A 12,928-nucleotide genomic window follows, 5' to 3' on the forward strand; every position below is an offset into this window, starting at 1 on the left:
TCATTCATTACCACCTTTGTTCTGGATCTGTTTCTTCCATTATTTCCGTAATATTTCCGGATATTTCAATGTTTTCTGGTGTACATAAAAAAGTTTGTGAACCTAGCTTTTTAATTTGACCAGATACAGCATAAACTGTTCCACTCATAAAATCAATTATTTGTCTTGCTTGTTGTGTATCCACTCGTTGCAGGTTAATGACAACGGATCTCCGATTCACAACATGATCAGCAATATCTTGTACTTCATTGAATGATCTGGGTTCAAATAAAACCATTTTCGCACTTTTTTGAACGGATTTTAAACTGACAACGTTGGCTTTCTCTTCTTTTCTTTCACTTCGTGTTTGTGGTTTATTCTCTTGTTCTAATTCTTCTTCGATAATCTCATACTCTTCATCTTCAATTCCGAAGAAATTACGGAACTTCCCCTTCATACTCATCATTCATCACCCCTATTCTTCATATGGTCCCACTAAACTGGAACCAATACGTATATGAGTAGCACCTTCTTCAATTGCAATATGATAATCATTACTCATTCCCATAGACAAATACTGACATGGTGCATGTTCCCATCCTCTTTCTTGAATAGTATTCTTTAACTTATGTAAGGATCGGAAGACATTGCGCAATACCTGCTCATCAGCTACATGCGGAGCCATCGTCATTAATCCGACTACTCTAATCTTTGGATAGTTTTGTAACGTGTCAATAAACGACTCAACCTCTTCTGGTTGCAGTCCATGCTTCGATTCTTCGCCACTTACATTCACTTGAACAAAACAATCAACAGGATTGTCTGTCCGTTTATTAATTTCCTTAGCTAATGATTTTCGGTCTAATGAATGAATATAGTCTATCTTATCAATAATGTCTTTTACTTTACGGGATTGTAACGTACCAATAAAATGCCAAATTGCTTGTTCACCCATATTCTCGTGTTTCTCTAGAAATCCTTCCATCCGATTTTCACCTAAATGGCGAACACCGGAATGAACAGCTTCTAAAGCTCTTTCTATTGTAACATATTTTGTTACCCCAATAATGGTGATATCTTGAGGATCTCGTCCAGCTTTGTCGCATGCAAATTTGATATTTTTCTGTATTTGAGTGAGATTTTCTGCTACTGTCATGTTAAAGCTCCTTTCATCACCGTTAAACTAATGCAATAAAACCCATCATCCTGCCAGTAGGGTGGTGGTCTCTTCGGTGAGAGAAAAATGATGAATGATGTGATGTGCAATACTTTGAAATATGTATATGATTAGCTGAAACACCAGCATCCAGTAATAATCTATAGTTTAAATATTTTAAATCTAACTGGTATTGGTCATCTGACCCTTGATAAGAATCAACATATTTTGCATCAATATGCTGAATAACATGGTCATTTACTTGATAACATGAGCCACAAATACTTGGTCCAATCACAACTTCGATATCTTTTGCGTCAGAAGATAATTGTTTAAAATGATCGATTGTTTTTTTGGCAATATTGGAAACAGTCCCTTTCCAACCAGCATGTGAAATAGCAACGATTCCTTGCTTTCTGTCTGCGAAAAATAATGGAACACAATCTGCAAACAATGCAGTACACAACACATGTTTCTCCGTTGTCATTAAACCATCTGTTTCTAGTATTGCATCATCTCTGGAGAACGCTCCATTACCACTATCTTTGGATTGAATGAACTGCACATGATTACCATGTACTTGGTCTGCCATTACCCACTTTTCTAATGGAAATGAGATAGTTTCCGCTACGTATTTTCGATTTTGTAATACATCGCTTGGATTATCCCCCACATGAAAGCCTAGGTTATTACTTTGGTATGGGGGATGACTAATACCGCCCTCACGTGTTGTAAAACCGGCTACAATGTTGGAGTTATTTCTCATCCATGGTTTAATCCATAATATTCCTTCATCTTCAAGCTGCATAAAGGGTTCCGTCATCATACCCCTCCTATTTTAAATTATTTTATCATATTTTAGCGTAGCAATACAGTTCCATGTCGTTTATTGCTGATAAGTGGATGAAGAATCCTCGTTATCTTGAACTTGAAGAGTTGGGTAATGTCCGTTCTTTTTCACCAAAATTACATCATGTCCGATTTTCATAACATATTCCCATGGAATGATAATTTCCCGTGACTCTCCAAAAACTCCAAATGTTTTTGTTTTTGTTGCTACTACTAAATTAGTGATTTTACCCATATCTACATTTATCTCTATATCCGTTAAACTCCCTATTTTAGTTCCATCTTCAATATACACAATATCTTTCATTTGTAAAGCAGATAATGTTATCATTTCGCTCCCTCCTTTATATCAATATATGTCTTGACTTAAAAAATATGGTGTTTATGACAATAAAATTCGCTCATGTTCTATTGGTATTGGCACACACTAAAAATAATTCAGTTAGTGAAGGAGTGACTAAATTGGGTAGAGATGAACATAAAAAAAATACTACGAGAAATCCATTAGCACAGACGCCCAAAATGGAAAAAACGGATGGAATTGATGTGGAATTCTCCAATGAACTCGCCGATGCAGACGATTTAGAAGCAAAAGAACGAGGCGAAAGAGCAGACAAAAGAGCCAAGAAGCGATGAAACCACATCGCTTCTTTTATAATAAAGTACACAATATACATAAACTACAAGTAATTCTTATATGGATCTACTTTTTTCATTCTAATTAGAGCTGAATGATGTCATCCGCTCCGACAGAATACTGCTTTCCATGGGCACGGACTCAGCCAGGGAACTACGGTGAAATATCTTCCTTGATCCCTTGCACCGCGGAAGCTTACTTCGAATCGTTACTAGAAGACACAGGTGCATCACGGGGTCTTCAGGCTCGCGTGAGTTCCGATAGGAGTCTCCGTATTCTGCCTCCGCTAAGCGTATTGTTCTAATTTTCGAAAGAAGAGAACTTTTGGGAATATTTTCTGTGAATTTCTTCTTACTTGATAAGAGATTCACACTAAGCTGCGGAAAAATGCGACACTCCTGGGGGAACAGCGCGAGCCGAAGATCCACTTGGTGCAGTGATTTTCTTCACCAAGTTAGCTGAGGCCGTGCCCCCGGAAAGGAAGTGTTTTTCCGCAGCGGCGAATGAGCACTTAATTTCAGAAGAATGGAAGTAAGCTACTAAACAGAATTTTCATTACTTCGCAGTTTGTATCAAGTGCGAAGAAGGTAGAGATTGTTTTTAATGCATAATAGGAGCAAAACCACTATGGTTTTGCTCCTATTATTATTCAAACATTTCTTTATTCATTTCTTTAATTGCTGCTTTTTCTAATCGTGACACTTGAGCCTGTGAAATACCAATTTCTTCAGCTACTTCCATTTGTGTTTTCCCTTGAAAGAAACGCTTGTTAAGTATCATTTTTTCACGTTTATTTAACCGATGCATACCTTCTTTTATCGATAAATGATTAATCCAGTCATTATCTTTCACATTATCATCACTAACTTGGTCCATTACATAAATAGGGTCACCGCCATCATTAAAAATAGGCTCAAATAACGAGACAGGGTCTTGAATTGCATCAAGAGCAAAAATTACATCAGTAACTGGTACATCTAATTCTTCTGCAATTTCCATAGGAGAAGGATCTTTTGACGTTTTGTTTAATAATTTCTCTCTTGCATGTAGCGCTTTATAAGCAATATCTCGTAATGACCTGGATACTCTTATCGGATTATTATCGCGTAAATACCTTCTAATCTCACCGATAATCATTGGGACAGCATAGGTGGAGAATTTTACATTTTGACTTAAGTCAAAATTATCAATCGATTTTAATAAACCGATACAACCGACTTGAAATAAATCATCACCGTACTCCCCGCGATTAGAAAAACGTTGAATAACACTAAGTACTAATCTTAAATTGCCATTAACTAATTTCTCTCTTGCAGATTGATCCCCATTCTGCATAGCCTTAAATAAAATTCGCATTTCATCATTCTTTAATACTGGTAAGGTTGCTGTATCTACCCCACAAATTTCTACTTTATGTCTTGTCATTTAATACCCTCCCAATTGGAGATCCTTCTCAAAAATCAGTATCACCAATCAGGAGGTTTTTATGCATCATCCATCATTTACCATTTGTGTTTTCAGACCATTTTATTAAACTCTTTTTGCAGCCTTTTAATAATCTTTTTCTCCAGTCGTGAAATGTAGGATTGCGAGATACCAAGTAAATCGGCAACATCTTTTTGTGTCATTTCTTCCTTATCCACAAGCCCAAATCTTAACTCCATAATTTGTCTTTCTCTTCCATTTAATTGATCTAACGCTTTTCGTAATAATGTTTTATCAATGCTCTGTTCCAAATCTTTAAATGTCACATCTTCATCCGTACCTAACACATCTGATAGTAATAGTTCATTGCCATCCCAATCCACATTTAACGGTTCATCAAACGAAACCTCCGTTTTTATTTTGTTATTTTTCCGAAGATACATTAATATCTCATTTTCAATACATCTTGACGCATATGTCGCTAGTTTAATTTTCTTTTCGGGATTAAAGGTATTAATCGCTTTGATTAAACCAATTGTTCCAATACTGATTAAATCTTCAATATTAATACCCGTATTTTCAAATTTCCGAGCAATATAAACAACAAGGCGTAAGTTTCTTTCGATTAACATTGCCCTTGCAGCTTTATCACCTACTGGAAGTCGATGAATTAATTCATATTCCTCTTCTTTAGATAGTGGTGGTGGTAATGCTTCGCTTCCCCCAATGTAGTAAATTTCGTCTACTTTAAAGCCCATTTTCTTCAGAATTTTGTAAAAAATCATTTTATATTTTTGTTGTACGATTAGCATTCCTTCCACTCCTTATCCTTTATAATGTCACCCTGTCTGCTGAAAAAGTTTAGGGTGTAATAAACAATGATAACTGTTGTCAGCCACTAAGTTCCCAAATTGAATTCCTATTAAAACCTTCTTGTTTGCCAGTGGAACATCTTTCATATGTATTTCAAGTAAATCCGGTTTAAAAGCCAACATAAAATCATGTTGTCCACTTACTCCTTGAAAAGGTAATATTCGAAAAGTGTTCGAAGTAGAATCGAGTATTTCACCTTCCATCAAATTCTGAGCGGATGTTTGCAGTTCCATCATTTCTTCTTCATCAAACCAATGCCCAAGGATGGTTTGGTCAACAATAATGACAGGCGTCTGGGTAAACGGATCTACTAAATGGTTTCCACTATCCAAATATCCAGTTGTTTCTACCTGTTTACCTCTCCACTTAATCGTTACACGATAGTAAAACTCTTGTTGGAACTGCTGCATTTTGTGCTTGTCCATTCGGTATTTTGTAAAGAAAAAGATGATAGGAAATCCAATTAAAACAAATAAACCATGTATTTCATCATTTGCTAGACCTGGACTTGAAAAATAATCTTCAGTTGAAAATAAAAAGTGAATGGCAAATAAGCCACCACCTATTGAAAATGTCATAAAATAAAATGAACAAAGTAATTTGAAATAGATAGCAACATTTTGAAAGCCAAAAGCAATCCAAATTATAATAAGTGAATGTACTATTTTTAATATCCATGAATCAATCGGAAACGTTGGAAAAATGAAGGATATTGGTACTATTAATGAACCAAAAAAACTGGCTATTATTAATCGATACCATTTGGTTATGTGTTTTGTAATTGATTGAGTTAGTAATAGAATCATCCAGTCTATCATGAAATTGAGCAGCCATACGATTTCTACATAAACAACCACCATGTCCTTCCTCTCCAGCTAATATGAAATAAGCTTTACTTGTCTATTTAGTATAAAGAAAAGAAAGAAAGAAGTCTGTCACAGTTTGTATGCAAAAATCATCTAGTTTTCAGAAAAAACACATAAAAATGTTGAATTACTGAAGAGACATTTAAATGAGGGTAATGTAAGGGGGATTCTAACGATCATATGAAAGCACAAACCTATTTGACTATACTTCAAAATATTACAACACTACTTTGTAAAAAATGCACATAACCATTATGATCTGCTTTATGGTATAACGTAGCCTGAGCGGACATTTAGTACGTTAGTTGGCGAAATAACTGCCCATTGACGGTGTTGGCGGACATTTAATCCTTTATTCGGTTCATTTCGGATTAAATTAGCACTATTTTTGATGAATAGCGGAATAGATGTCCACAACCCCCTCAAAAACGGAAATTTTGTCACAAATAACGGAACAAATGTCCGCACTTAGGATATAATCGTACTATGCAAGGAAGCAAGAACTTTTTCCTTGGAGCAAGATGAGCTCTTCCATAGAAAAGAAATACGCATCCACTAAAAAACACGAACAATAAATTGTTCGTGTTTTTGTCAGTGTCCCAGTCACTGTTGATATAAAGGATATTTAATTATCTTCTTCGATTACGATTTCTTAAAAATGTTGGTATATCTAATGTATCTTCTTCTTGCTTTGGTCTTGAACTGGAAGAAGATGATGGACTAGGTTCTTGTGTTTTTTCTGGCTGCTGCTTTTCTCTCTTAGGAGAGCTAGCTTGTAAAACAGATTTAGGTTTATTTTGTGCATTTTTGATTTGTGATTCATCAAAGCCGGTCGCGATGACAGTTACAACAATTTCATCCTTCAAATCTTCGTTGATTACGGAACCGAAAATGACATTCACTTCTTGATCTGCCGCCGAAGTTACAATGTCTGCTGCCTCTTGAACTTCATATAAGCTTAAATTAGTTCCACCGGTTATGTTCATTAATACACCATGCGCTCCATCAATAGAAGTTTCCAGTAGCGGAGATGAAATAGCCTTCTTAGCAGCCTCAGCTGCACGACTTTCACCTGTAGCTACACCGATACCCATTAGTGCCGAACCTTTATCAGCCATGATAGTTTTCACATCGGCAAAGTCGACGTTTATTAATCCAGGTGTTGCAATTAAATCTGAAATACCTTGTACACCTTGTCGTAACACATTATCTGCTTCTCGGAATGCTTCTAGCATAGGTGTATTTTTATCAATTATTTCTAGTAATCGGTCATTAGGAATTACAATTAGTGTATCTACACTGCTTTTTAATCCATCAATACCTGAAACCGCTTGAGTTGCTCGTTTTCTTCCTTCAAAAGTAAATGGGCGAGTAACTACCCCTACTGTTAATGCCCCTAATTCTTTGGCTACTTGGGCAATAACAGGAGCAGCTCCTGTCCCTGTTCCACCGCCCATACCAGCTGTAACAAAGACCATATCAGAACCTTTAAGTATTTCTTCAATTTGTTCCTTGCTTTCTTCCGCAGCTTTTCTTCCTACCTCTGGGTTTGCACCTGCGCCCAATCCTCGTGTTAATTTTGTACCAATTTGCATTTTAACTTCTGCTTTAGAAAGATTTAATGCTTGTGCATCTGTATTCACTGCAATAAATTCTACGCCTTGCACACCGTGCTCTATCATTCGGTTAACAGCGTTGCTTCCACCACCGCCTACACCGATTACTTTTATCGTAGCTAGTTGATCCATGTTCGTATCAAAGTCTAACATACCATTTCCTCCCATTTTGCTAGATTAATAGTCTGTCTTTTTCCTCGTCTTGATTTACCCCAATATTCTTAATCAAAGAAATATTTGAAGAAGTTTGCTAGTTTAGGTTCTTTCTTTTCTTTCACATTTTGTTTATTTGTTGTTTTCTTTGTTCGTTTTGGTTTTGGCTTAGGTTTTTCCATATCTACCTGATGTGCTTGCTCTCGTTGTTCAGTTACTGCATCTGAAAACTCTTTCCCTTGTATTTTCGCATTCTTGTACGCAAATTTCAAGATACCAATGCCTGCTGTAAATTGAGGTTCACGAACCCCAATATAATCAGGAATTGCGATTCGAACATTACTTTGGTAAATATCTTGTGCTAAATCAGCAGCCCCTGGCATACTCATCGTACCACCTGTAAGCACTAAACCACCAGGAATTTCATCATATCCCATTTTTTGAATTTCACGCGCGCTATATACTAATATTTCTTCTAATCTAGCTTCGATTATTTCTGTTAAATCTAGCTGATTATACATTTGCCTTTGATTACTACCAATGATATTCACTTCAAATGTTTCCTCTTCATTAGCATCATTAAAGAAGGCGTGTCCATGATCGAGTTTAATATCCTCCGCTTCTTCTGATGATGTGCGGAGTCCGATAGATAAGTCCTTCGTAATATTATATCCACCTAATGGTATTACACTAGTGGCTACCAATCCATCATTTTCAAAAACAGAAATAGTTGTGCTTCCTCCACCTATATCAAGTAATGCAACTCCTAAATTTTTCTCGTCTTGAGATAAAGCCACTTCCCCTGTTGCTAATGGTTGCAAGCAAATATCCATAATACTTAAACCAGCTTTTTCAACGCATTTCAATATATTATGTAACATCGTCTTCGAACATGTAATAATCGTACCTTCCATTTCTAATCGAACCCCAATCATTCCTCTGGGATCTCGAATCTCATCTAATCCGTCGACGATAAATTGCTTAGGTATTACATCAACAATTTCCCTTTCAGGTGGTATGGACATAACCTGTGCTGCGTCCAATACACGATGAATATCCTCTTCTGATATTTCCTTATCATCACTAGATACTGCAACTACTCCATGACATGGTTGTAATTGTACGTGATTACCATTAATTCCAACTATAACTTGATCAATATGTATATCTACCATGCGTTCAGCTTGTTCAACTGCTGTTCGGATTGAATGAACAGTCTCGTCTATATCAACGATTGCTCCTTTTTTCATACCTAGAGACTTAGCGGTACCAACTCCAATCACATTTAAAGAATCACCAAGAATTTCTCCGATGATAACCTTTATTTTTGATGTACCTATATCCAAGCTGACTAGAATTTCACCGTTATCCATAAGGCACCTCCTATTTCAATGCATTAAACTACGACTCATTGCATATAAGTATAATAAACTGTATTAAACACTATTATAATAAAAAAAACAATATTTTTACATGAATATATGTAAATTTACCGGAAAAATCTTAAATATTATGATTTAGTATCTTTTTTTACTTCTCTATACAACTCATATTTTTCTATTAAGAGCCTTCTTATCATCGCTAAATTCTGGAATAATCTCACTCCAAATGCGAAAATTGCTGCTAAATATAAGTCAATGCCTAGCTGAACCCCGATAAAGGCCAAAAAAGCAGCTAATAATACATTGAAGAAAAAACCAGAAATAAATACTTTTTGGTCAAATTTCGCCTCAAGTTGGGCCCTGATACCACCAAATAGCGTATCTAAAGCTGCCAACACTGCAATAGATAGATAATTGGTATAGGCATCTGGTATGCTCATATTTGTCATAAAACCTAATAATAAACCAATTATTAAAAAGAGTGCCGGTAACCACATTAACTTTCACCTTCTTCTGGGACATCAACAATATCTACATCTTGTAAGTCAATTTGCTCATCATACTCTGGAAGTACAATATCACTTTGTTCAGATAGATTCATTGTAACATTTTCTAACGCAAAGTAGTCACCTATTTCACTAACTTCTAGATGGTTTATTATTTCTTCCGAATCATTTGTAAGAACATGTATTTTAGTTGGTAATTCTCCAATTGAACTATTGTTGACATATATGTTGTCATTCACATCTCTTATCGGTGTTATATTGATGACTCGTTGACTTTCAATAGCCATTTCTGTGGCGCCAGCTGCATTTAATTCGTTAATTAATAGTTGAAGTAACTCGGCATTTATTTCAGGATATTCCTGATAATCTTCTTCTAAAAACATTGGTTCTAATGTAACGGTTATGCCTTGTCCACTTTTCTCTGTTAATCCTGCTTGTTCTCGTAATTCATTGATCGAATTTTTTAATGATTCAATTTGCTGGTGTTCTGTTTGTTCTTGATACTCTTGAAGTGTTTGTTCAGCTTCTGCAATCTCCATGTATAGATTTTGCTGAATCTTCTGTTCTTCCAGCAGTGCTGTTCTAATCTCCCAAGTATCTCTTGTATCTCGATCAATAGTTTGGTGATTGGTATTAAATAATATCGCAATCATTAAGCCGACCAATAAACAAACTATTCCAATCGCAACGTTCTGTTTATTAAAAACATTTTTCATACCGTCACATATCCTTTGCGTACATTTCTATATTAGATTTTTTCTCGATTGTCACTTCGATGTTATCTTGAACAAGCTGATCGATAACCCCATTTCTAAGGTTTAGACTGACATCAAGGACTTCTTGCTCACCAATTGCAGAAATCACAAATGGTGCAGGATATGATTTTCCGTCAATAGATATAACAGGCCCAATACAAGATATGTAACTATTACGATATATTCGCTGTCCATTTATTGCTATTGCTTTTGCACCAGCACTAAATAATTCGTTTACTGTTTGATGAATGTGCCGGTCATGAACAATATGTTGATTCGCATGGTCTTCTGCTGGAATAAAGCTAGCATCTTTTAGTGTTACCATAATTCCCTCACCACTAATTGACATTTCACCAGTTAATTTTTGCAAATTAGATTTGGTAGCTACTAAATCTTTTAATACATCAACTTCCTCACCAATTTCCTGTTCTATTGCTTGTACTTCTTGACGAATTTGTGTTAATTCAGATCTTAACTGTTTATTTTTTTCTTCCATATCGATTAATTGTTTTCGATAATAAAAATCTCGTTCCCATTCCTGATTATTGACTTTTGCGATTTCAGCAGTTGATTTAGTTTGTTGATAACTAAAAGTTAACAAGAAACCCGATACGAGAAAGACCAATGCAAAAACTAATTGTCTACTCTTCATTTTCCTCTTCTATCTCCTCCTCTTCCTTATCTACATCATAAGGAGTAAATACCGCTCCACTTTCGTCAATTTTAATGATACCTGCCTCACTCTGATCCAACTGACTTACGATAGAAGGATAGCTGTCCAGGTTTCCAGATAAATTCCGAATCGAGGCCTCTACTTCCTGACCATCTGTCATATATAGTTGAATCTTATATGGATTGGAATCCGATGGAATCCAATTTACTTCAGAGATTAATGCAGCAACATATGTAGAAAGATTGGCTAATTCTTCCGCTGTTTCTTGCAAATAATGATTATCGTTAAATCCTTTTAAAATGGGAGCTTCTCCATTTATATCGGAAGAATTAACCTCTTCTAACAGATCACCATTTTCTAAAAGTGGCTGTATTTTTCCGTTCAATTCAACATATGCTACATGTCTTAACTCAGTTATATCCATAATGATCGTGTTCGGAAATGATTTCGAAACATCAGCTTCTTTAATTTGAGGGTGGGAAACGATATTTTCTTCTAACTCTTTCGTTTGTACTCCCCAAAAATTTGCATTTTCTTCTATTTCACTTTGGTTTATTATTTCTTCTTTTTCCAGCCATTGCAAACCATTTACTGATATATTTTTCACATAACTCATGGGTGATTGCAAATAAATCACAATAAAAATTAATACAAAAAAGATGAGCAAATAAAAAATCAGTTTTCTGTTTGCTTTTTTTCGACGCTCTTGTTTCAATTTTGGAATTCGATCTTCTATCGAAACGACCCTTTTTTGTACCATATTTTTTATACTTCCTTTTCTATAATCCATTCACTAAATTTTGTATGCATGTCTCATTTCGATTATATCATAGTCATTACTTTCTAGGTATCATCCAAATCTCCCAAGTTTATTGCCGATATTTACTAATGTTAATTAATATTCCGACAGAACAAAGAGTCAAAGTCAAAGAAGAACCGCCATAGCTTAAGAATGGTAATGTTATTCCAGTGACCGGAATTAAACCAATGACAACACTGATATTAATCATGACCTGAATAGCTATCATACCAACAATGCCAACCGCTAATAATCTAGCAAAAAGATCTGGTGCATGGATCGCCGTTAATATTCCTCTCCAAATAAATAAAAAGAAAAGTACAATGACAAAACTTGCACCAATAAATCCTAATTCCTCTGCAATAATTGCAAAAATAAAATCATTATGCGGTTCCGGTAGGTAAAAATATTTTTGCAGACTGTTTCCGAAACCAACTCCTAATAATCCCCCAGGTCCAATCGCGTACAACGACTGAATGATTTGAAAGCCTGTCCCTAAAGGATCTTGCCAAGGATCGAGAAATGCTGTGATCCGATTAATTCTGTATGGAGCAGAGATAATAAGCAGCAGAAAACCAATTACACCAAAACCTGCTAAAAATACAAAGTGCATAATCTTGGCACCTGCTACGAAAATTAAAAGAAAGCAGGTTAACAGAAATACCATACCTGTACCTAAATCAGGCTGAAGCATAATAATTAGAAAAACGATTACCGAAATCGAAAGTGGTGGGAGAAAACCTTTTTTGAATTCCGTAATTTTATCCTGATGATTGACTAGAAAACCACTTAAAAACATAATCATCGCAAGCTTAATAAATTCTGCTGGTTGAATACTAAATGCACCTACTCCTATCCAACTTCTTGCACCACCTCTAACCATACCGATCCCAGGAATTAAAACAGCTACTAACAGGATTAGAGACCCAATAAAAATCCATTTCCGGTGCCTTATCCATTGAAAATAGGGAATGTTAGAAACAACCATCATCGCAATTACACCTACACCAGCAAAAAGTATCTGTCGCTTTAAGAAATAGAAAGAATCATTGAATTTATACTCAGCCCAAATTGAGGAGGCGCTATAAACCATGACTGTTCCGACCAATAAGATAGCAATGATCACACAAATCAAAAAATAATCCGGCGTATGTTGACTTTTCATCTTCGGTTGCACGAAAAAAACCCCCAAATCTATTAATGAATTAGGGGCTCGTTATATTTTCATACAACATCGTCTGCACTTATTATAATAGACA

At 35.6% G+C, this 12,928-nt stretch carries 15 protein-coding genes; 1 reads left to right on the forward strand and 14 read right to left on the reverse strand.

Going from position 1 to position 12,928, the window contains the following annotated elements; all coding sequences use genetic code 11:
- Window positions 1-7 precede the first annotated feature (7 nt).
- The 4 genes from J5J03_RS10140 to J5J03_RS10155 all read right to left on the reverse strand — a co-directional run bounded on the left by J5J03_RS10140 (window position 8) and on the right by J5J03_RS10155 (window position 2,315).
- The gene (locus J5J03_RS10140; protein WP_208589296.1) at window positions 8-442 is read right to left on the reverse strand and encodes a cell division protein SepF; all 435 of its coding nucleotides are present in this window, start codon (window positions 440-442) and stop codon (window positions 8-10) included.
- A gap of 12 nt (window positions 443-454) precedes the next feature.
- Window positions 455-1,135 carry a YggS family pyridoxal phosphate-dependent enzyme gene (locus J5J03_RS10145; protein WP_208589299.1) on the reverse strand — a complete coding sequence of 227 codons (681 nt, stop codon included), beginning with the start codon at window positions 1,133-1,135 and terminating at the stop codon, window positions 455-457.
- Between the two features lie 22 nt (window positions 1,136-1,157).
- Entirely contained in the window at window positions 1,158-1,958 is an 801-nt protein-coding gene (gene pgeF, locus J5J03_RS10150) for a peptidoglycan editing factor PgeF (protein ID WP_208589303.1), read from the reverse strand.
- A 63-nt stretch (window positions 1,959-2,021) separates the two neighbouring features.
- A complete protein-coding gene (locus J5J03_RS10155) occupies window positions 2,022-2,315 on the reverse strand; it encodes a YlmC/YmxH family sporulation protein (protein ID WP_208589306.1) in 294 nt (97 codons plus the stop codon).
- A gap of 122 nt (window positions 2,316-2,437) precedes the next feature.
- Between J5J03_RS10155 and J5J03_RS10160 the strand changes: the two genes are divergently transcribed.
- Window positions 2,438-2,620 carry a YfhD family protein gene (locus J5J03_RS10160; protein WP_407927829.1) on the forward strand — a complete coding sequence of 61 codons (183 nt, stop codon included), beginning with the start codon at window positions 2,438-2,440 and terminating at the stop codon, window positions 2,618-2,620.
- 646 nt (window positions 2,621-3,266) lie between these two features.
- Here J5J03_RS10160 and sigG read toward each other — a convergent pair.
- The 10 genes from sigG to spoVE form a co-directional block, all read right to left on the reverse strand.
- Window positions 3,267-4,046 carry an RNA polymerase sporulation sigma factor SigG gene (sigG, locus tag J5J03_RS10165; RefSeq protein ID WP_208589309.1) on the reverse strand — a complete coding sequence of 260 codons (780 nt, stop codon included), beginning with the start codon at window positions 4,044-4,046 and terminating at the stop codon, window positions 3,267-3,269.
- A gap of 92 nt (window positions 4,047-4,138) precedes the next feature.
- Window positions 4,139-4,858 (reverse strand): RNA polymerase sporulation sigma factor SigE, encoded by a 720-nt coding sequence (sigE, locus tag J5J03_RS10170; protein WP_153837044.1) that lies wholly within the window; start codon window positions 4,856-4,858, stop codon window positions 4,139-4,141.
- A gap of 27 nt (window positions 4,859-4,885) precedes the next feature.
- A complete protein-coding gene (gene spoIIGA / locus J5J03_RS10175) occupies window positions 4,886-5,779 on the reverse strand; it encodes a sigma-E processing peptidase SpoIIGA (RefSeq protein ID WP_231710684.1) in 894 nt (297 codons plus the stop codon).
- A gap of 635 nt (window positions 5,780-6,414) precedes the next feature.
- Window positions 6,415-7,554 (reverse strand): cell division protein FtsZ, encoded by a 1,140-nt coding sequence (gene ftsZ, locus J5J03_RS10180; protein WP_153835406.1) that lies wholly within the window; start codon window positions 7,552-7,554, stop codon window positions 6,415-6,417.
- Between the two features lie 68 nt (window positions 7,555-7,622).
- Window positions 7,623-8,927, reverse strand: coding sequence for a cell division protein FtsA (ftsA, locus tag J5J03_RS10185; RefSeq protein WP_208589310.1), 1,305 nt, complete (start codon window positions 8,925-8,927; stop codon window positions 7,623-7,625).
- A gap of 137 nt (window positions 8,928-9,064) precedes the next feature.
- On the reverse strand, window positions 9,065-9,433 hold the full coding sequence (locus J5J03_RS10190; protein ID WP_208589311.1) for a small basic family protein: 369 nt from the start codon (window positions 9,431-9,433) through the stop codon (window positions 9,065-9,067).
- Window positions 9,433-10,158, reverse strand: a complete 726-nt coding sequence (locus tag J5J03_RS10195; protein ID WP_208589312.1) for a DUF881 domain-containing protein — start codon at window positions 10,156-10,158, stop codon at window positions 9,433-9,435. Before J5J03_RS10195 ends, J5J03_RS10190 begins: the two co-directional genes overlap by 1 nt.
- Before the next feature lie 4 nt (window positions 10,159-10,162).
- Window positions 10,163-10,849: a DUF881 domain-containing protein gene (locus J5J03_RS10200; protein ID WP_208589325.1), complete on the reverse strand. Its 687-nt coding sequence runs from the start codon at window positions 10,847-10,849 to the stop codon at window positions 10,163-10,165.
- Entirely contained in the window at window positions 10,839-11,630 is a 792-nt protein-coding gene (locus J5J03_RS10205) for a cell division protein FtsQ/DivIB (RefSeq protein WP_208589327.1), read from the reverse strand. Before J5J03_RS10205 ends, J5J03_RS10200 begins: the two co-directional genes overlap by 11 nt.
- A gap of 109 nt (window positions 11,631-11,739) precedes the next feature.
- Entirely contained in the window at window positions 11,740-12,834 is a 1,095-nt protein-coding gene (gene spoVE / locus J5J03_RS10210) for a stage V sporulation protein E (RefSeq protein WP_208589472.1), read from the reverse strand.
- Between the last annotated feature and the right edge of the window lie 94 nt (window positions 12,835-12,928).

Source organism: Gracilibacillus suaedae (assembly GCF_017599345.1).
GTDB lineage: Bacteria > Bacillota > Bacilli > Bacillales > Amphibacillaceae > Gracilibacillus > Gracilibacillus suaedae.

Excerpts from the sequence above, each read along its gene's own strand:
- J5J03_RS10140 (WP_208589296.1), bottom strand. The coding sequence starts at position 442 with ATGAGTATGAAGGGGAAGTTCCGTAATTTCTTCGGAATTGAAGATGAA.
- J5J03_RS10145 (WP_208589299.1), bottom strand. The coding sequence starts at position 1,135 with ATGACAGTAGCAGAAAATCTCACTCAAATACAGAAAAATATCAAATTT.
- pgeF (WP_208589303.1), bottom strand. The coding sequence starts at position 1,958 with ATGACGGAACCCTTTATGCAGCTTGAAGATGAAGGAATATTATGGATT.
- J5J03_RS10155 (WP_208589306.1), bottom strand. The coding sequence starts at position 2,315 with ATGATAACATTATCTGCTTTACAAATGAAAGATATTGTGTATATTGAA.
- sigG (WP_208589309.1), bottom strand. The coding sequence starts at position 4,046 with ATGACAAGACATAAAGTAGAAATTTGTGGGGTAGATACAGCAACCTTA.
- sigE (WP_153837044.1), bottom strand. The coding sequence starts at position 4,858 with ATGCTAATCGTACAACAAAAATATAAAATGATTTTTTACAAAATTCTG.
- spoIIGA (WP_231710684.1), bottom strand. The coding sequence starts at position 5,779 with ATGGTGGTTGTTTATGTAGAAATCGTATGGCTGCTCAATTTCATGATA.
- ftsZ (WP_153835406.1), bottom strand. The coding sequence starts at position 7,554 with ATGTTAGACTTTGATACGAACATGGATCAACTAGCTACGATAAAAGTA.
- ftsA (WP_208589310.1), bottom strand. The coding sequence starts at position 8,927 with ATGGATAACGGTGAAATTCTAGTCAGCTTGGATATAGGTACATCAAAA.
- J5J03_RS10190 (WP_208589311.1), bottom strand. The coding sequence starts at position 9,433 with ATGTGGTTACCGGCACTCTTTTTAATAATTGGTTTATTATTAGGTTTT.
- J5J03_RS10195 (WP_208589312.1), bottom strand. The coding sequence starts at position 10,158 with ATGAAAAATGTTTTTAATAAACAGAACGTTGCGATTGGAATAGTTTGT.
- J5J03_RS10200 (WP_208589325.1), bottom strand. The coding sequence starts at position 10,849 with ATGAAGAGTAGACAATTAGTTTTTGCATTGGTCTTTCTCGTATCGGGT.
- J5J03_RS10205 (WP_208589327.1), bottom strand. The coding sequence starts at position 11,630 with ATGGTACAAAAAAGGGTCGTTTCGATAGAAGATCGAATTCCAAAATTG.
- spoVE (WP_208589472.1), bottom strand. The coding sequence starts at position 12,834 with ATGAAAAGTCAACATACGCCGGATTATTTTTTGATTTGTGTGATCATT.